This window comes from Pseudomonas sp. NPDC077408 (assembly GCF_050269105.1).
Classification (GTDB): domain Bacteria; phylum Pseudomonadota; class Gammaproteobacteria; order Pseudomonadales; family Pseudomonadaceae; genus Stutzerimonas.
In genome coordinates this window covers 176090-193186 of the sequence record NZ_JBNNHS010000006.1, presented here as the reverse complement: position 1 = coordinate 193186, position 17097 = coordinate 176090, and the positions used below count along the sequence as shown (strand labels likewise).

Here is a 17097-nt window from a genome sequence, read left to right as displayed (position 1 = left end):
GTTGCGGGACAGGAGAAACACCAATCGGCCGAAACGTATCTGGCATCAGTTTGGTGTCGCGCAGGCACGTTCGAGTTCAACAAACTGGTCGGCTCGGATTCCCCGTTGCAGTGCGGCCGGCGGATTATGGGCGAAAGCTGGAAGTGGCAGCAAACCAACCTCGGCTATGCTGCTTGCATGAACCTTCCCTATCTTGGCGATTTGCTCCCTAGCCTGATGCACCCGGCCGTGCGGGATCTCGCTTGGGCGCTGCTCTCACCACCGTTGCTGAGCGAGGCCCCGGCGCAACAACGACACCCTTTAACGGTCAGCCGCTGGGCTGAGCACCCTGAAGAACTGGCCGACTGGCTGCGCCTGCTCGACACGCAGCCGGGGATCCTCGAGGCCTGGCTCGCGCAACGCAGCATCAGGCGGTTGGGGCTTTATTACGAGCGCCTCTGGCAATTCGCCCTGTGTCAGGCGCCCGATGTCGACCTGCTGGTAGCGAACCTGCCGATTCGCCATGGCGGCCATACCCTGGGCGAGATTGACCTGCTTCTGCGTGACCGGGAAGGTGTCCATCATCTGGAGCTGGCCGTCAAGTTCTACCTCGGACTGGGCGACGACAGCGCGCGGCACGATCGCTGGCTGGGCCCCGGCAGCCACGACCGACTCGACATCAAGCTGAGGCGCCTCTGTGACCACCAGTTGAGGCTGCCCTCGGTGCCCGCCGCGCAACTATTGCTCAGCGAACTGACCAGCGCCCCGATCAACAGCGCGCTGTGGCTAGGCGGCTATCTGTTCCAGCCGCTAGCAAGCGCCTGCTCCCCGCCTGCCGGCGCCAGCCCCCATCACCTCGGCGGACGCTGGCTGCGTCACCACGATTGGCCGGCATTCGCTGGAAGCGACCACGAAACAGTCTGGCAACCCTTGCCTCGCCATGCCTGGTTGGCTCCCGCTCGCGTGCCGTGGAGCGCCGTCTGGCAGCGTCCCGATTTCGATCGGTGGGTCATCGACGTCGAGGGCCAACGCCAGGCGAAAATGCTGGTGCGCCTGGAGGAGCACGCAGATGGACACTGGCTCGAACAGGAGCGTCTGTTCCTGGTCCCAAGCACCTGGCCGGCCCGCTGAACTGCACCTGACGTGAAAACGTCATCTGCATCCGGCAGACTTGTGCGGCAACAGCACCTTCTTCCACCGTCAGGGTCAGCTCGATGAATTCGGACCAGGTCCAGTCATTCGCACCGGAACAATCGAGTCCGTGGGCAATTTTCTTGCTATTCCTGCGCCTCGGACTGACGTCATTCGGCGGTCCGGTGGCCCACTTGAGCTATTTTCGTGAAGAGTTCGTTCACCGCCGGCGCTGGCTTGACGAGCAGGGCTATGCGGATCTGGTAGCCCTCTGTCAGTTTCTACCCGGCCCGGCGAGCAGCCAGGTCGGAATTGCCATCGGCCTGCTGAGGGGCGGCTATCGCGGTTCGCTGGCGGCCTGGACAGGGTTCACGCTGCCTTCAGCGGTCGCCTTGGCGTTGTTCGCGCTGGGCATCGGCCACTTGGGCGATGGTTTGCCCGAGGGGCTTCTCCACGGCCTTAAAATCGTCGCGGTCGCCGTAGTGGCTCAGGCGGTTTGGGGAATGGCACGTAACCTATGCACCGATGGCCCGCGAATCGCAATCGCGCTGCTGGCTGCCTGCGCTGTTCTGCTGTTGGCCAGTGCCTGGGCGCAGCTGGTCGTCATCGCAATCGCCGGCCTGGCTGGATTGGTGTTGTTTCGCCCTGCTGCCATGTCCAACCTCACCCCTTTTCGGCCTCGCGTGGGGCAAACAACCGGCGCCTTGGCGTTGCTGCTGTTCTTTGCCTTGCTGCTTGTGCTGCCAGCATTGGCTGCCGCCTCGTCCAGCCAGCTACTGGAAATGTTCGACAGCTTCTATCGCGCTGGCGCGTTGGTATTCGGTGGCGGCCATGTGGTGCTCCCGCTGCTGGAAGCAGAAGTCGTGCCCAACGGCTGGGTCAGCAATGACATTTTCATGGCCGGCTACGGCGCAGCCCAAGCAGTACCAGGGCCGCTATTCACGTTTTCTGCCTTTCTTGGGGCCTCGATTCAGGGCGGCAGTAGCAGCCTGATCAACGCCGCGCTGTGCCTGATCGCCGTATTCATACCATCGTTTCTGCTGGTGTTCGGCGCCATGCCGTTCTGGGACCGGTTGCGAGCCAATCGGCGCATGCAAGCAGCGCTGGGCGGGGTGAATGCTGCGGTCGTCGGGCTGTTGCTGGCAGCGCTATACGATCCCGTCTGGACCAGCGCGATTTTTGGCCCAGGCGATTTTGTCTTGGCGGCCATTGCCTTAGCGGCCCTGATGGTGTGGAAGTTGCCGCCCTGGCTGGTGGTACTGGCTGGCGGCATCGCCGGCTGGTTGCTCGCCATGCTGAGCTAGACTCTCGTCGGCTCAGCCGCTGCGTTCGGTTCGCCCGCCGGAACGCGCGAGATAACCGTTACCCTGCTCACAGAGCAAGGTTGCATAATCCTCGGCCGACAGCCCGTCGAGGCCGCCTCGCAGCGGATAAGCGCTGAAGCCTAGCTGCGTCAGCAGGAACACCGCGCTGGCGCTGCGTTTGCCGCTGTCGCAGTAGCAGTAGCAAAGATACAGCCGATCCTGTTTCAACAATCGCGCCTTAAGCCGCAATAGATGCAGCGGCATCGTCAGCGCTTGCGGAGCATGTCCCTGTTGATACTCCTCCAACAGCCGGACATCCAGCCATTGGGCGCCTTGCTCCATCAGCGCATTCGCCTGTTCCAGGCTGAGCTCATCGACTACCGGCGCCTTCAACAGCGAAACGAAGTTCTCGCGTGCCAGCTTCAGCACACACGCATCCTCGATCAGCGTAACGGTAGCATTGCGCGGTCCGTCGGTAAGCAGCGCCTCTTCACCGAAGCAGGCCCCGACGTCCAGCTCCGCTACCACTTGCCCGGCGCTGCCAAGGCCAATCATGACCTCGGCGCGGCCGCTCTTGAGGAAGTAGCAACAATCGCCGGCCTCACCTTCGCGCAACAGCACATGGCCGGCTGGCATATCGATGGCCTCAAGTCTGCCGAGCATGTCGCGTATGTTTGCAGGAGGCACTTTGGCGAACAGCGGATTCTCCAGCAACGTCTCAAGCCAGTCGGTCAACTCGCCTGCCGTCGCCAGCTCCAGCAGCAGATCGGCATTGGCATGCTGCCAGGACACTAGGCGACTGAGCTGCTCACTGTCGATGCACAGCACGCTGACATCTACCAGCGCGCAGGCTCTGCTCAGCCGGGCGCCGGAAACCAACATATGGCAACTTTCAGACGAGCCGGCAACCAACCGCCGCTCGCCTTCCGGCGTCAGCAGCGAAAGGACGCCGCTGAGCAGGAAATAGCTCAAACCCGATGGCGTCTGCTTATCGAACAGCACTTCGCCTGCTGCCAGGGCGCGCGGCACCAATTGATGGCGAATCTCTTGGAGATATCGAGGCGACAGTGTATTGAGCGGAACCAGGCGGTGGAGAAGATCGGGAGGCAGCGGCTTATTCATCCATGATTTCCAAAGGGGCGAGAGGTCAGCGCAGCAGCTCGTCCAGCTGCGCCTGGGCAGCTCTCCGGCCTTGCAAACCGCCGGTATGCACGAAGATGAGCCGCGTGCCGCAGGCAAAATAACCGCCCCGCACGTAAAGGCGCAATGCCATCATTGCCTTAGCCGTGTAAACAGGCTCCAGAGGAACGCCTGAAACCGCTTCAGTCTCCAGCAGAAACCGGGCCAGCGGCTCGTCGAATCGACCGAAGCCTCCACGGCTGGCGTCGACCAGCTGATACCCGGAGTCAGCAGTGCCGGCGTCTCGCAACAGCCGGCTGACTTCGTCTGCAACGCCGTGCGAAGGCGGGCCTGCCAGCGCTCCGTGGACCATCCTTCTGCGCCGCTGCGCCTCGCCGATCACTAACCCAGCCAAGGTGGTACCCGTACCCGCGGCAAGCCACCAGCCGTCATAATCCTCCCAGCCGATGTCGGCCAGGCGAGTTTGCACGTGGTCGACCAGCGGGGTGCAACCCCGTGCTCCAGCAAGCCCGCCGCCGCCTTCGGGTACGCAGTAGTAACCGGGGAACCGCTCCTGCCAGGGATTGAAGAAATCCGCCCGGTGCCGTTCGCGATAGCCGCCATAACCTAGCCAATGCAGCTGCATGCCGAAGCGCTGCAAATCTTCGACAGTGGCTGTCTGCTGCGGATTGCCACGCAGTAGCCCGACGCTGGATAGCCCGTAACGCTTGGCCGCTGCGGCTAGCGCATGCAGATGGTTGGAGTGAGGGCCACCAAGGCTGATCAACCCTGATGCGCCGCATGCTTGTGCCGCAGCAAGGTGATGCGCGAGCTTGAACCACTTGTTCCCGGACAGCTCTGGATCGACCAGATCCAGCCGCAGCACGGCAACCTGAACATCGGCCTCGCGTAGCCAGGGCAGATCAAGCCGCTGCAGCGGCACTGAGGCCAGGCTGGGAATAGATGCAGAAATGATAGAGACCTTATCAGCTACCGGTACGCAGTCGATCCTGAGACCGGTGCCTGGCGCAACAATTGGACTCGCCGATCACGAAGCGTGCAGGCGAGTCGACTTTGTCCAAGGGCATGTTGCAGCGCTCCCCAGTCGAGAGGCTGGCCACGCAGGTAGGTTGTTGATAATGCTGAACCCATTGGCCGTACTGCTCCTCGGAGACCGCACATTTAGCGGCGGCGTACGCTAGCGGATTCTCCTGATAGCGCGCCATATCCTGAAGCGCGATCGTCAGATGTCCGGCGCCGGGATGATAAGCCATGAACACCACGCCGATCCGCGACAGCCTTTCGAGCACTCGGTCCCCCGATTGCTCGGCCAGCACGCCCACCTGCTTCTGTAGCGCTTCGATCTCTTCCTGCAGTTGCGCATCCAGCTCGTTGCGATAAGCCAGCTCGACGTCCCGAATAGCAATCTGCTCTTTGTATTCAGCAACCGCTGCGGCGACCTGCACCTGCAGCTCGGTGTTGAAGCGCGCCAGTGCAGCATCGGCTTCGTCACGACTGTTCTGCTCAACCGCGCGCAGCTGCTGACTCATCTCTTCACGGGTCTTCTGGAACCCCTCGGCCTGTTCCGCGAGCTGGGCGCGAAGGTTCACTGTCTGCTGCTCATGCTCAAGCAGCCGCCCACGCAATCGGGTGATTTCATTTTGCAGCGTTGCCTGCTGTTGGGCGGCCAGATCCCGCAGTTTGGCGAGGTCGGCCTCGCGCATTTGTTCCAGGCTGGCAATGCGCAAACGCTGCTGCTTGATCAACTGCGCAGCCTTGAGCCGCTGTTCCTTTTCGAGCTGCTCAGTGCGGCGAGTAGCAGCCTGCCTGGCCGCGTCCGGCGCGTACCAAGTGTCTTCAGCCACCATTTGTAGACGCTCGGTGGGCACGGCCTGTGGTGCCTCTTCTTCCACCAGCAGCCCCAGCTGGTTGCGCTTGATGCGATCACGCAACATGACGAAGTGGTTCTTGCCGGGCGTCAGGTCCGGGTCCCACAAGTGCATTTGGTGCCAGGATACCGGGCACTGGCTGCGACAGGCCAAGCGGATCGGCCCAGCGCCGAGATCCGGCCCGCGCCCGGTGCGTTCGGCAAGGCTGCGCAGCGGGATATTCCAGCCACTGTCGGCTGATCCGTCCTCGTTGAAATCGAGATAGAAGAACACCGCCGCGCGAATCTGCAGCCGTGCATTGACCAGCACATATGCGACCCGCATCTGCTGATCGGCGAACTCCGGCATGCTCACCACCCCATCGAGCATGGCCTCGAATTCTGGGTAGAGCATTTCCTTGCAGACGCCGCCATCATTGAAGAACAGTACGGCTTCGACCGTCTGCGGTTTGATCTGCATGCTCGGTTCCTCAACAACTTGAACGGCCCGCGGGATATCCGCGCTGCAGGCGCTCGGCGCTCGCTAGCCCATGGTTGGGCCGAAGTGTAGGGGAAAAAGCAAAACCGGCAATGTGACTGGGTTGGCAGCGACTTCGGCGCCAGGATTGGCTATCGAAACGCCACCGGCAAACTGTGAACGGGTTGGACTAAGCCGGTCGGCCCTTCATTGCTGCAAGCTGAGGTGCGAGACGCCTGCCCATTTCCTCACCGAGCGCCTGCAGCCCGCTCATCGGCCGGATCATGACTTCGAAATCGGTAATCAGCCCAGTCTCATCGAAGCGAATCATGTCGATACCCTTGAGCTGACGATCACTGACGCGAGCGCTGAACTCCAACACGACGTCCGTGCCATCGGTGCTGGCCAGCTCGCGGTGATAGGCGAAGTCGTCGAATACCCTGACCACGGTATTGAGGATCAGATTGACCGCCGCAGCGCTCTCATAGGGAGTGAAGGCCATCGGCGAGCGAAACACCGCCTGCGGGTGCAGCAGCTCGGGTAACCGGCTGAGATCGCCAGCTGCAATCATCTGATGCCAGCGCTGTAAGGTTGCGGCAGCGGCCGGTTGTAGTGGAAGAGATGTGCTCACGTCGTTGCTCCTTTACAAAAAGCCCCGCTTTAAAGCGGGGCTCCGGTATCAAACTTCAGCGGCGAGCCGCGAACCCTGATTGATGGCGCGCTTGGCATCGAGCTCTGCGGCAACGTCGGCCCCTCCGATCAGATGGACCTGGCGCCCAGCCGACTCCAGTTCGGCTTGCAGCTCCCGCAACGGGTCCTGGCCGGCGCAGACGATGACCGTATCGACTGCAAGCACCTGCGGCTCACCATCTGCCACCCGGATATGCAGCCCCTTATCGTCGACCCCCAGATAATCGACGGCGCTGATCATCTGCACGTGCTTGTTCTTCAGCCCAGTACGGTGAATCCAACCGGTCGTCTTGCCCAGGCCGTTGCCCACCTTGGACTTTTTGCGTTGCAGCAGATACACCTGCCGTGCCGGTGCGTGTGGCTCAGGCTGAACGCCTGCCACTCCACCCCGAGCTTCCAGCGCGAGGTCGATACCCCACTCGCGCCAGAACGCCTCTCTGTCGAGACTGGTCGAGAGGCCGTTGTGAGTGATGAACTCCGACACATCGAAGCCGATCCCGCCGGCACCGATGACTGCTACGTGCTGCCCAACAGGCTTACGTTGCAGGATTGCGTCGATGTAGCTGATCACCATTGGATGATCGATACCTGGGATATCGGGCGTGCGCGGCGCAATCCCGGTTGCCAGGATGATCTCATCAAAACCGCCGGCTAGCAGATCAGCAGCGCTAACGCGCGTATTCAGGCGGACGTCAACGCCAGTGCTCTGCAGCTTGGTCTTGAAGTAGCGTAGGGTTTCGAAGAACTCTTCCTTGCCCGGCACGAGCTTGGCGATATTGAACTGACCACCAATCTCATTGGCGGAATCGAACAGCGTTACCTGATGACCGCGCTCCGCCGCTACGGTAGCAGCGGCTAGGCCAGCCGGGCCGGCTCCCACCACGGCAATCTTCTTGACCGTGGTGGTGGGGATGTAATTCAGCTCTGTTTCGTAGCACGCGCGCGGATTGACCAGGCAGGTGGTCAGTTTGCCGCTGAAGGTGTGATCCAGGCAGGCCTGGTTGCAGCCGATACAGGTATTGATGGTGTCGCTGCGGTCCGCAGCCGCCTTGTTGACGAAATCTGGATCGGCAAGGAACGGACGAGCCATGGACACCATGTCTGCATCACCTTCTGCCAAGACCTGCTCGGCGACTTCCGGCGTATTGATGCGGTTCGTCGTTACCAGCGGGATGCCGACATGGCCGCGCAGTTTCGCCGTTACCTTGGTAAACGCCGCGCGTGGCACCTTGGTGGCGATAGTAGGAATGCGGGCCTCGTGCCAGCCAATGCCGGTATTGATCAAGGTGGCACCGGCCTGTTCTATGGCCTTGGCCAGCATCAGCACCTCGTCCCAGGTACTGCCGCCTTCCATTAGATCGAGCATCGACAGGCGATAGATGATGATGAACTCGCGGCCTACCGCTTCGCGTACACGACGGACGATTTCTACAGGCAGACGCATACGGTTTTCGTAGCTGCCACCCCAACGGTCGGTGCGGTGATTGGTATGGGACACCAGGAACTGGTTAATGAAGTAGCCTTCCGACCCCATGATCTCGACGCCGTCATAGCCTGCCTTTTGAGCCAAACCTGCACAATTGACGAAGTCACGGATCTGCTTCTCGATGCCCTCTTCGTCCAGCTCGCGTGGGGTAAAGGGGTTGATCGGCGCCTGGATGGCGCTCGCGCCCACCAGCTGAGGGCTGTAGGCATAACGCCCGGCGTGGAGAATCTGCATGCAGATCTTGCCACCTGCCTCGTGCACCGCCTGAGTGACCACCTTGTGCTCTTCGGCTTCCCCGAGGGTCGACAACTTAGCTGCTCCGGCGCGCACCGAACCTTCCTCGTTCGGCCCTACCCCACCCGTGACAATCAGACCCACGCCTCCACGTGCCCGCTCGGCGAAGAACGCGGCCATGCGCTCGAAACCATTGGGCATTTCTTCCAGCCCTGTATGCATCGAGCCCATCAGCGTGCGGTTGCGCAGCGTGGTAAACCCCAGGTCCAGCGGAGCCAGCAGATGCGGAAAAGCAGTCATGTTCGTTCCTCGATCAGGCGGCACAGCCAGTGCCAGAATTCGTCGGTCGGATCGCCGCGCCTCTGTCGGGCGCAGTCGCAGTGCCGTGACGATAAACAGCACCTGCCACGCGCTCAATGACCGAAAATCACAACTACATGACTCAAATGCGCAAAACGCTTGGCAAGCGGCTGTGCGATGCCTAGTCTCTGCGGGAACATATCCAGCTCTGTAACCCATGCGCACCTATAGCAAGTTGCTCGGCCTCGCCGTGCTCGCCCTCGTGGCGCTCGTCATCTACCTCGACTGGACCCAAGACCGGGGCAGCGGCCCTCTGCTGTCTGACCTTCGGGTCCTGCCTATCGAGAGCCAGGGCCAGCCGGGTGAAGCCGGCAACCTGCTTGGGATCGAAACCCGACTAATGCCCGCGGACTACCAAAGCCGCGAGCGGTTGCAATTGAAGTTCGCCACCTACCTGGACCAGGCGCAAGAAGCCGGACTGCTCAATCCCCGAACGGTTGTCGTGCTGCCAGAGCATGTCGGCACGGGCCTGTTCGCCCTCGGCGAGAAGCCTGAAGTCCAGCAGGCCCGCACGCTGCGCGACGCCGTGCAGTGGATGGCGCTGAGCAACCCTTGGGACTACTTGCGTGCGCTACTGGGCAACGAAGGGGATGATCACCGTACTGAGGCCGTTCTAAAGATCAAGGCACGGAAGATGGCTGATGACTATCAGCTAATTTTCGGAGGCCTGGCGAAGGCGTACGGTGTGACACTCGTCGCCGGCTCGATCGTGCTGCCCGAACCCTATCTGGACGAAGGTCGACTACGGAGCGGTACCGGGCCGCTTCGGCAGGTCAGCCTCAGTTTCACACCGGACGGCGAGGTACTGGGGCCACTGCAGTACAAGCATAAACTGAGTCGTTATGAGCGCCGTTACAGCGAAGCGCTCGAAGGTCAGGCGCCATCGGTACTCCAGACGCCGGCTGGTCGGTTGATCGTTTTGCTCGGCTGCGATGCCTATGCACGGCATGTTGCCGACGAAGCGGAGCTAATTGCAGTACCGGGCGCACGTGACGAACCGCTGGCCACCTGCGGCGAGAACCTGGGCGTAACTGCAAAACTGGCGCGGATGGATGTGCATACGCTGGGGCTGCCCTGGAATCTCGTCGGTTCGCCTCGCAGGCCGACACGACACCATCACGGCGAGCCGGTGCGTTTGCGCAACCAGTGGCTGCCGAATCGACCATGAACCGTCAACGGGTCCGCCTTGGTGATCTCTCGGTTGGCTTCGTGCACAGCCTGGTCAGTGCCCTGCAGGAAAAGCAGATCGACCCCCAACCGCTGCTGGATGCGTATGGCCTCGATCATGCGCGGCTAGCGGAGCCGCGAGCGCGGCTGTCGATTCCTCGCTACATGCGTCTGGGTCATGCGGCCATGCAGATGGTGGGTGACCCAGGGCTAGGGCTCGAAATGGGGCGGCTGCGCAAGGCCGGTCACCTTGGCCTGGTCGGTGTGACCTCGACGCTAGCCCCTACGGTGCGCGAAGCCGCACGTGCACTGATTCGCTACGAGCCGCTTTATGCGTCCAATTACCGGGGCGCCTCAGGGTTTCACGAGGATGCATCTGGTGCCTGGCTCAGGTTCTACTCGATCAGCCCGTACAACAGCTACAACCGGTTCGTCGTGGACACCGTATTGGCCAGCTGGGTTACGCAACTTGGCGCGGTCGCGGGCCAGCCGTTGACCCCGGTTGCAGTGCAGATTGAATTTCAACGCCCTGATTACGCTGCACGCTACGAAGCGTTCTTCGCAAGAACGATCGAATTCGGCGCCGAGCACAATCAACTGCGACTGGATCAGGCGACACTGGCGCTCCGAAATCCGGAGCATTGCCCGGGCACCTGGCGCCAGCTTCTCGAACTCTGCGAGGCGGAACTGGAGATTCGCACTCGAACCCGCAGCATCCGCGAGCGAGTGGCTCAGCTCCTCGGACCGATGCTCAAAGGCCAGGAGCCCGATCTGCAGCAAGTTGCAGGACGATTGCAATTACCGCCCTGGACGCTGCGTCGAAAGCTGGATGAAGAAGGCACCAGTTACCGCGCGATTCTCAACGACACCCGCCGCGATCTTGCCATGGCCTACATTCGGGACACCGAGTCGGCGTTCGGCGAGATTGCCTGGCTACTCGGTTTCTCTTCGGCGGAAGCCTTCCAGCGCGCATTCAAACGCTGGAGCGGCCAGACGCCGGGAGAGTATCGGCGCGCACAACGGCGCGCCGACTGATTCCGTCAAAGCTCGAAGGCGTCGTCAGCAGGCTCCGGCCCGTCCTGCTCAGATGCGTGCGACTCGAGAATTTCGTCTTGATAGTCGTCCATAGAAACGATCCTCTTCTTCGGTTTGCCCAGTTCTGCGCTTCAAAGTCCATGCCAGCGAAACTACCCTGCGCACATGACCGAAACATGAACCGCTTCACACGGCGGATAACCAATAAATAGCCCGAGCGGGCTGCTGCCACAACGCGCCATATCGCCGCAGGCTGCAGACAGGCTCTAGCGCGGCGGTTAGGGCGACGTCAGACCCGCCGCGGTCATCGCCTGGCGCAGCAGCCAGGCAACCACACCCAGCGCGAGAACGCTGGCCGACCAGATCAAAACCAACCAGGTCATTCGCTTCCACAGCGGTTTGGGCCTGGCTGCACTGCTTTCGTGCTTGTTTTGCATATATCGCTCCGTGACGGCCCGTTTCAGTGGTAGCCGTCGTCTGCACTGACCTTGCCGCGGAATACGTAGTAACTCCACGCGGTGTACATCAGGATCAGCGGGATGATCAGCAGCGCCCCGACCAGGGTGAACCCCTGGCTCTGAGGCGGTGCGGCGGCGTCCCAGATACTGATGGACGGCGGAATGATGTTCGGCCAGAGGCTGATTCCGAGCCCGCTGTAGCCCAGGAAAATCAGCGCCAGGGTGAACAGGAATGGCGAGTAGTGAGCGTAACGCTTGATCGATCGAAGCAGCCCGAACGTACATGCCAGCACCAGAATCGGCACCGGCAAGAACAGGATCAGGTTCGGCATGCTGAACCAGCGCTCAGCGATATCCGGATGGGTCAGCGGTGTCCAGATACTGACGATCCCGGTTACGGCCAGCACGGCCCAGACCAGCGGAATGCCAATGTCATGCATGCGCTTTTGCAGATCGCCAGCGGTCTTCATGATCAGCCAGGTGCAGCCCAGCAGGGCATACGCCACGATCAGCGCCACGCCGCAGAACACCGAGAACGGCGTCAGCCAGTCCAGCGGACCACCGGCATAAGCTCGATCAGCCACGGGGAAGCCATGAATGAAGGCGCCAAGTGCGACACCCTGGAAGAAGGTCGCCGCCAGCGAGCCGCCAACAAAGGCCTTGTCCCACACATGCTGACGAGACGCGCTGGCCTTGAAGCGAAATTCGAACGCCACACCGCGGAAGATCAACCCCATCAACATGAAGATGATCGGCAAGTAGAGCGCCGAAAGCACGACCGAATAGGCGAGCGGGAACGCTGCGAACAGCCCTGCACCGCCCAGTACAAGCCATGTCTCGTTGCCGTCCCAAATTGGCGCCACGGTGTTCATCGCGACGTCCCGCTCGGAGGTATCAGCCAGGAACGGAAAGAGAATACCGATACCCAGATCGAACCCATCCATCACCACGTACATCATGATGCCGAAGATGATGATGACGGCCCAGATCAGCGAAAGATCAATACCCATAAGTCAGTTCCTCTCGCCCAGTTTGTCGCCATGATCGTGCGGTATCGCCTCGTCTGCGGCGGACAGCGGCCGCATTGGCGTGCGCTTCTCCCCCGGCCCACCGGCGCCCTTCTCGTCTCCCTCGTTGATGATTGGCCCTTTGCCGATCAGACGCAGGACGTAGACGAACCCGATGCCGAACACCGCAAAGTAGATCAGGACGAACATCGCCAGGGTCAGACCAAGCTGCCCGGCGCCATGGTTGGATACTGCATCGGCGGTCCGCATGATCCCGTACACCACCCACGGCTGCCGCCCAACCTCGGTGGTAAACCAGCCGGCGAGAATTGCGATAATCCCCGACGGGCCCATCAGCAATGCGAGGCGCAAGAAGGGCTTGGAGTGGAACAGCCTGCCACCCCGACGCAGCCACAGACTCCAGAAGCCTGTGAAGATCATCAGTAGACCGAGCGCGACCATCACACGGAAGGTCCAGAACACAATGGTGGAATTGGGCCGGTCTTCTTTGGGGAAGTCCTTCAGCGCCGGGATCTGCTCGGTCAGGCTGTGCTTGAGAATCAGGCTACCAAGGTACGGAATTTCGACCTTGTAGCGGGTTTCTTCGCGCTCCATATCTGGCCAGCCAAACAGCAACAACGGAGTAGGCTCACCTGACGAGTTGTCCCAATGACCTTCCATCGCGGCGATCTTCGCCGGCTGGTATTCAAGCGTGTTGAGCCCGTGAAAATCTCCGACCACGGCCTGGATCGGCGCAACGATCAGCGCCATCCACATCGCCATGGAAAGCATCTTTCGCACCGCCGGGTTGTCATTGCCGCGCAGCAGGTGCCAGGCGGCAGATGCGCCGACCATGAACGCAGTCGCGAGAAAGGCAGCAATCGCCATGTGCGTCAGACGGTACGGGAACGAGGGGTTGAATACGATGGCAAACCAGTCCACTGGGATCACGATGCCATCAATGATCTCGTGCCCTTGCGGTGTGTGCATCCAGCTGTTCGAAGCCAGGATCCAGAACGTGGAGATCAGGGTGCCGACTGCCACCATCAGCGTCGAAAAGAAATGCAGCCCGGCGCCCACGCGATTCCAGCCAAACAGCATGACGCCGAGGAAACCGGCTTCAAGGAAGAAAGCTGTCAGCACCTCGTAAGCCAGCAATGGCCCCGTGACGCTTCCAGCGAATTCGGAATAGGCGCTCCAGTTCGTACCGAACTGGTAGGCCATGACGATCCCCGATACCACACCCATTCCGAAGTTGACGGCGAATATCTTGAGCCAGAAATGGTAGAGGTCTCGATAGACCTGGCGCTTGGTTTTCAGCCACAACCCTTCCAGCACTGCCAGGAAACTCGCCAACCCGATGGTGATCGCTGGAAAGATGATGTGGAAGGAAATCGTGAAAGCAAACTGGATCCGCGCAAGTTCAAGCGCTTCCAAACCGAACATTAACCACCCCTCGTCAGTACGCCATCAGCCCCTGGCTTGTTAGTCACAACACGCATTACTGACAGCATTTAACCGCAAGGGTGCGCCGGATACCCCGTTACAGGTTGACGCAGGTCAAGGTAAAACAGCCTAGGGTGTGGCCATACCCCTCCGCTTTGGCCTTTTTTGTGGCTCAGCTGCGGCCATCAGCCGCGCCGGCAATACGCCTAACGCGTCCGAAGGTCACTTGCCGTGCACCAGCAAGGCTTAGGCCTCCTACATCAGCCCCGGAAGTAACCAACTTTTCGATTCAATTCCTGGGCGAGCGTCGTCAGGTCTCTGCTCGAAGCAGCAACCTGATTAGAGGCAGCGGAGCTGGCCACGGCGGAGTCATGAATGCGCGTCACGCTCTGGTTGACCTCCTCGGCCACCGCGCTCTGCTCCTCGGATGCCGTGGCGATCTGAGCATTCATTTCGTTGATCGAGCCAACCTCCTGGCGGATCTTCGACAGAGCGCCCTCCGCCTCGAGGGTCTGCTCGACCGTCTGCTGCGCCATTCGCTTGCTGGTTTGCATCACCTCAGCCGCCTTGCTTGCTCCCGCCTGCAACGACTCGATCATTTCGCTGATCTCGCTTGACGATTGCTGAGTCCGGTTCGCCAACGACCGCACCTCATCCGCCACCACTGCAAAACCTCGACCATGCTCACCGGCGCGCGCGGCCTCGATGGCAGCATTAAGCGCCAGCAAATTGGTCTGCTCCGCAATGGCGGTAATGACCTGAAGAATCTTTTCGATGCTGCCGCTTTGCTTGGAAACCTGGCTAACCGTCTCGGTGGCTTGCTCGAGCACCTTGGCCAGATTGTGGATCGATATCGCCGTTTCACCCACCACTCGCGTGCCGGTCTCGACTTGCTCGTCGGCGCTCTTGGCGGCCATCGCGGCGCGGGCCGCAAAGTTTGCGACTTCACTGACAGTCGCCGCCATCTGATTGATGGCAGTCGCCACCTGCTCAGCCTCTGCGGACTGCTGCTGAATCTGCTGACTACTGTTGGACGATGAGGTAAGCAGTTCTCCCGACGCGACACCCAGCCCGTCTGCGGCAGCACGAACCTCGGCAATGATGCCGGTCAATCGACCGGCCATCTTCGCAGTCGCCCCCATTACGCTATCTGGATAGCGAGTTAGGATCACCTGGCCGAGATCGCCGTCAGCAAGATTACCAATCACCCGCGCCACTTCATCAGGCTCAGCACCAAGGGTCGATCGCAACTTGCGGATGATCAGCATGGCGATAGCTGTGCCCAGCAAAATCGCTAGACCAGTGACCGTGATGATGAGCATTAGAAAGCCGCTAGCTGTATCGCGTACCACAGTCACTTGCTCGCTTATGGACGTTTCTTGGTGGTCGATAAAGGCATTGATCAGCCGAAGCCACTCGCTGTAAGCGCCAGCGACATTTTCCAAGAGAAAGGCGTATGCCCGCTCCGAGCCTTGAGCGAACCGCATGTCGACGACTTTTCGGGTCAGGTCGTTGGTCTTCGCTTCGATCGCTTCGATCTGCCCCATCAGCTGAAGCTCGACCGGGTCAGCCGTGCGCTGCGCAAGCATTGCCTTCATCGGGCCGGCGGAGTCGGCATATAACTTTGCAAGATGATCGATCTCCGCTACCCGACCTCGTGCGAAATCAGCGTCAGCCGCGCTAACCGCGTCCCGTACGGCAATTGCGCGATCATGAACGCTTCCCCGGAAGTTGATCGCGTAGCGCTGCTTCAGACCCGCCTGAGAGCTGATGCTCTTCATGGTCCGATCGATCGTGTCGACCTTGAGCGCACTGACCATGGCCACGACTGCCATCAACGCGAGAATGACGAAAAACCCGAGACCGAGGCGCTTGGATACTGACATCTGCTTGTTCATTGAGAGTCTCTGCATACGTGCTGCGCGGCAGCCGGAGATGAATGTCGTTACGCCGCGGCAAGAGAAAGCTCTAGGCCACCCATAACTTGTACAACAAGATGTCACAATGACATATCTTTGTACAAGTATTTTGCTCTGACAACCCAAAACAACCGATTTTTCGGCGCTAGAACACCTCCCAAGCAGTGCAAAGCGCTACTTTAAATCTACGATGTACAACTTTTGAGGGTCGTCGGAGTTGAAGACAGGCAAGCGCACCGCGGCCAGACGCAAGCGCCCACGTTCGATGAAGCGAAGAGGGAATACAGACGATAGAAACGAAAAAAGCGGCCCTAAGGCCGCTTTTCGCGTGGCTTCCGCAGAAGGGAAGCAAATATGGCGCAGCGGACGGGACTCGAACCCGCGACCCCCGGCGTGACAGGCCGGTATTCTAACCGACTGAACTACCGCTGCGCGTCGGCTGGACTTTCGTCCGACTCGCAAGGCCTTTAGTGTCAACCGTTAAGGCTGATGGCTGATCGCCCTGCGAGGCGCGCAATTTACGCACCAAGGGAAATCAAGTCAACAGTGTGTCGCGATTTTTTCAAAATTATTCCGAGCCCTCGTGGCCCCATCGCTCATTCCACGACCTCCGGGCACCTTTTGCCTGAAAAACAGTCAGTTGCACTGGCATACTCAAGTGCTTCTTTGTCATGGTCCGGGTCTACACTGGCAGCCAAGCCCGCTGTTCATATATTCAGCAACCGCCGCCGCGAGTCAGCGTTCATGACCATCAAACATTTGGTTTCACGGAGTGCCTAGCTTGGCTTCCCCCGCAGCGCTGCAGAAAATTCGCCGGTTTGCGCCCCTGATCCTCAGCGCAGTCATTGTCGTGCTATTTGGTCTCTACCTGGCCAGTCAGGTCATGGCCTGGCTCAGACTGACCCAAACGCCGCCTGCAGCCATTACGGACAGCAGCCAACCCGCCGGGGCCGCGCCTGATTTGGAGCGAATGGAAGGGTTGTTCGGATCCCCGGCCTCGAGCGGACAAAGCTATAGGCCCGGCGAATCGAGTTCTGATCTAACCTTGCTAGGCAGCTTCGTTCATGCCGACCCGGCTCGGTCGACTGCGATCATTCAGTTAAGCGGCCAACCGCCACAGCTTTATCGGGTCGAACAAGAACTGGAGTCAGGGGTACGCCTGTACAGCGTTCAACCCGACAGGGTTGAGGTAAAGAGTGGCGGTCGTATTGACAGCCTGTTCTTCCCAAGCGTCCGTTCTCCCACGGCCGTGCCCGATAGGCTGCCCGACTACAGTGAACCAGCGGAGATGGAAGCTCTCGATCCGCAAGCGGAGATGCTTCAACAGCAAATGGAAGCACTCCGGCAACAAATGGAAGGGGCTACAAGCCCGCCAGAAACCATGCCCTCCGACGAACAGACCACGGAAGACAACTGA

The 17097-nt window shown here is 60.5% G+C and carries 14 protein-coding genes, 1 tRNA gene and 1 pseudogene; 5 read left to right on the top strand and 11 right to left on the bottom strand.

What is annotated here, in order from left to right; translation table 11 throughout:
* Positions 1–177 precede the first annotated feature (177 nt).
* Complete coding sequence (locus ACQKEK_RS16580) at positions 178–1110, top strand: DUF1853 family protein (protein ID WP_499143805.1); 933 nt, start codon at positions 178–180, stop codon at positions 1108–1110.
* Between the two features lie 83 nt (positions 1111–1193).
* Positions 1194–2414: a chromate efflux transporter gene (chrA, locus tag ACQKEK_RS16575; protein ID WP_499143804.1), complete on the top strand. Its 1221-nt coding sequence runs from the start codon at positions 1194–1196 to the stop codon at positions 2412–2414.
* A gap of 12 nt (positions 2415–2426) precedes the next feature.
* On the opposite strand, the gene ACQKEK_RS16570 is transcribed toward chrA, so the two are convergent.
* The 5 genes from ACQKEK_RS16570 to ACQKEK_RS16550 all read right to left on the bottom strand — a co-directional run bounded on the left by ACQKEK_RS16570 (position 2427) and on the right by ACQKEK_RS16550 (position 8588).
* Positions 2427–3536, bottom strand: a complete 1110-nt coding sequence (locus tag ACQKEK_RS16570) for a cyclic nucleotide-binding domain-containing protein (protein ID WP_499143803.1) — start codon at positions 3534–3536, stop codon at positions 2427–2429.
* A 25-nt stretch (positions 3537–3561) separates the two neighbouring features.
* The gene (locus ACQKEK_RS16565; protein WP_499143802.1) at positions 3562–4476 is read right to left on the bottom strand and encodes a 1-aminocyclopropane-1-carboxylate deaminase/D-cysteine desulfhydrase; all 915 of its coding nucleotides are present in this window, start codon (positions 4474–4476) and stop codon (positions 3562–3564) included.
* Between the two features lie 43 nt (positions 4477–4519).
* Positions 4520–5881 (bottom strand): chromosome partitioning protein ParA, encoded by a 1362-nt coding sequence (locus ACQKEK_RS16560; RefSeq protein WP_499143801.1) that lies wholly within the window; start codon positions 5879–5881, stop codon positions 4520–4522.
* Positions 5882–6068: 187 nt separating this feature from the next.
* Entirely contained in the window at positions 6069–6509 is a 441-nt protein-coding gene (locus ACQKEK_RS16555; protein WP_499143800.1) for a nuclear transport factor 2 family protein, read from the bottom strand.
* Between the two features lie 48 nt (positions 6510–6557).
* Positions 6558–8588 carry an oxidoreductase gene (locus ACQKEK_RS16550; RefSeq protein WP_499143799.1) on the bottom strand — a complete coding sequence of 677 codons (2031 nt, stop codon included), beginning with the start codon at positions 8586–8588 and terminating at the stop codon, positions 6558–6560.
* Between the two features lie 217 nt (positions 8589–8805).
* Here ACQKEK_RS16550 and ACQKEK_RS16545 point away from each other — a divergent pair, with 217 nt between their 5' ends.
* Together ACQKEK_RS16545 and ACQKEK_RS16540 are read left to right on the top strand one after the other, a co-directional pair.
* Positions 8806–9816, top strand: a complete 1011-nt coding sequence (locus tag ACQKEK_RS16545; RefSeq protein ID WP_499143798.1) for a carbon-nitrogen hydrolase family protein — start codon at positions 8806–8808, stop codon at positions 9814–9816.
* On the top strand, positions 9813–10850 hold the full coding sequence (locus ACQKEK_RS16540) for an AraC family transcriptional regulator (RefSeq protein ID WP_499143797.1): 1038 nt from the start codon (positions 9813–9815) through the stop codon (positions 10848–10850). Before ACQKEK_RS16545 ends, ACQKEK_RS16540 begins: the two co-directional genes overlap by 4 nt.
* A 278-nt stretch (positions 10851–11128) precedes the next feature.
* Here the strand turns inward: ACQKEK_RS16540 and ACQKEK_RS16535 are convergent, their stop codons facing one another.
* The 6 genes and pseudogenes from ACQKEK_RS16535 to ACQKEK_RS16510 all read right to left on the bottom strand — a co-directional run bounded on the left by ACQKEK_RS16535 (position 11129) and on the right by ACQKEK_RS16510 (position 16112).
* Positions 11129–11287 (bottom strand): DUF2474 domain-containing protein, encoded by a 159-nt coding sequence (locus tag ACQKEK_RS16535; protein ID WP_499143796.1) that lies wholly within the window; start codon positions 11285–11287, stop codon positions 11129–11131.
* A 23-nt stretch (positions 11288–11310) separates the two neighbouring features.
* Entirely contained in the window at positions 11311–12318 is a 1008-nt protein-coding gene (gene cydB, locus ACQKEK_RS16530; RefSeq protein ID WP_499143795.1) for a cytochrome d ubiquinol oxidase subunit II, read from the bottom strand.
* A 3-nt stretch (positions 12319–12321) separates the two neighbouring features.
* Positions 12322–13761: a cytochrome ubiquinol oxidase subunit I gene (locus ACQKEK_RS16525; protein WP_045426124.1), complete on the bottom strand. Its 1440-nt coding sequence runs from the start codon at positions 13759–13761 to the stop codon at positions 12322–12324.
* A gap of 260 nt (positions 13762–14021) precedes the next feature.
* A complete protein-coding gene (locus tag ACQKEK_RS16520; RefSeq protein WP_499143849.1) occupies positions 14022–14678 on the bottom strand; it encodes a methyl-accepting chemotaxis protein in 657 nt (218 codons plus the stop codon).
* Between the two features lie 468 nt (positions 14679–15146).
* Positions 15147–15647 (bottom strand): annotated as a pseudogene (locus ACQKEK_RS16515) (MCP four helix bundle domain-containing protein); the annotation flags it as partial.
* Between the two features lie 388 nt (positions 15648–16035).
* A tRNA-Asp gene (locus tag ACQKEK_RS16510) sits at positions 16036–16112 on the bottom strand.
* A gap of 349 nt (positions 16113–16461) precedes the next feature.
* Here ACQKEK_RS16510 and ACQKEK_RS16505 point away from each other — a divergent pair.
* Positions 16462–17097, top strand: coding sequence for a type II secretion system protein N (locus ACQKEK_RS16505; protein ID WP_499143794.1), 636 nt, complete (start codon positions 16462–16464; stop codon positions 17095–17097).

Bases quoted from the DNA above. Each gene is read 5' to 3' on its own strand.
- ACQKEK_RS16580 (WP_499143805.1), top strand. From the start codon at position 178: ATGAACCTTCCCTATCTTGGCGATTTGCTCCCTAGCCTGATGCACCCG.
- chrA (WP_499143804.1), top strand. From the start codon at position 1,194: ATGAATTCGGACCAGGTCCAGTCATTCGCACCGGAACAATCGAGTCCG.
- ACQKEK_RS16540 (WP_499143797.1), top strand. From the start codon at position 9,813: ATGAACCGTCAACGGGTCCGCCTTGGTGATCTCTCGGTTGGCTTCGTG.
- ACQKEK_RS16545 (WP_499143798.1), top strand. From the start codon at position 8,806: ATGCGCACCTATAGCAAGTTGCTCGGCCTCGCCGTGCTCGCCCTCGTG.
- ACQKEK_RS16525 (WP_045426124.1), bottom strand. From the start codon at position 13,761: ATGTTCGGTTTGGAAGCGCTTGAACTTGCGCGGATCCAGTTTGCTTTC.
- cydB (WP_499143795.1), bottom strand. From the start codon at position 12,318: ATGGGTATTGATCTTTCGCTGATCTGGGCCGTCATCATCATCTTCGGC.
- ACQKEK_RS16570 (WP_499143803.1), bottom strand. From the start codon at position 3,536: ATGAATAAGCCGCTGCCTCCCGATCTTCTCCACCGCCTGGTTCCGCTC.
- ACQKEK_RS16535 (WP_499143796.1), bottom strand. From the start codon at position 11,287: ATGCAAAACAAGCACGAAAGCAGTGCAGCCAGGCCCAAACCGCTGTGG.
- ACQKEK_RS16560 (WP_499143801.1), bottom strand. From the start codon at position 5,881: ATGCAGATCAAACCGCAGACGGTCGAAGCCGTACTGTTCTTCAATGAT.
- ACQKEK_RS16520 (WP_499143849.1), bottom strand. From the start codon at position 14,678: ATGGCCGCCAAGAGCGCCGACGAGCAAGTCGAGACCGGCACGCGAGTG.
- ACQKEK_RS16550 (WP_499143799.1), bottom strand. From the start codon at position 8,588: ATGACTGCTTTTCCGCATCTGCTGGCTCCGCTGGACCTGGGGTTTACC.